The sequence below is a fragment of the Bacillus sp. LR--39 genome, from assembly GCF_053613335.1.
In genome coordinates, this window is the sequence record NZ_JBSIOT010000355.1 from 1 (window position 1) to 1,036 (window position 1,036).

Below are 1,036 nucleotides of genomic sequence, written 5' to 3' on the forward strand. Positions count from 1 at the left end.
GGCCATTGTTCTTGGCATTGATGAAGAAAAGGGAATCGCTAAAGGTTCGGCCCGAAGCATCAGAGGATTTAATTTATTTGAGAGCCTTTCTGAATGCAGAGATATTCTTCCTCATTTCGGCGGCCATCCAATGGCTGCGGGGATGACGCTGAAAGCCGAAGATGTGCCGGATTTGCGAAGCAGGCTGAATGAAATAGCGGACAATACGCTTACGGAAGAGGATTTTATTCCCGTACAGGAAGTCGACCTTGTCTGCGGCGTCGAAGACATTACAGTTGAAAGCATCGCAGAAATGAACATGCTGTCTCCTTTTGGCATGCTGAACCCGAAACCGCACGTTCTCGTAGAAAACGCAGTATTGGAAGATGTCCGCAAGATAGGGGCAAATAAAACTCATGTCAAAATGACGATCAGAAACGAGTCGTCTCAGCTTGATTGCGTCGGTTTTAATAAAGGCGAGCTTGAAGAAGGCATCGTACCGGGTTCAAGAATTTCCATTGTCGGCGAGATGTCAATCAACGAATGGAACAATCGAAAAAAGCCGCAGCTTATGATAAAGGATGCCGCTGTTTCTGAATGGCAGCTGTTTGATTTAAGGGGAAAACGGACGTGGGAAGACACAGTTTCCGCCCTTCCATCTGCTAAACGGGCCATTGTCTCTTTCAAAGAAGACTCAACAACATTACTTCAAACTGAAGACCTTCGCCGAGAAGTGCACGTCATCAGTTCTAAAGATCAAGCAAAGGCGTTTGACCTCGATGGTGCATATATCGTATTACTGGATCCGCCGCCTTCGCTGGACATGCTCGCACGTTTGCTGGAAGGCAAGGCGCCTGAGCGGATATATTTTATTTTTCTCAACCATGAGGACCACTTTTTATCAACTTTTCCCGCAAGAGACCACTTTAAATGGTATTATGCGTTCTTGCTGAAAAGAGGCGCTTTTGACGTGAAAAAACACGGTTCAGAGCTTGCAAAACATAAAGGCTGGTCCGTTGAAACAATCAATTTCATGACAAAGGTGTTTTTTGATCTC

At 45.7% G+C, this 1,036-nt stretch carries 1 protein-coding gene; it reads left to right on the forward strand.

Annotated features, from left to right (window positions below):
* Positions 1 to 1,036 (forward strand): single-stranded-DNA-specific exonuclease C-terminal domain-containing protein (locus tag ACWHAR_RS23185; RefSeq protein ID WP_452087961.1); only part of this gene is annotated, 1,036 nt, incomplete at both ends.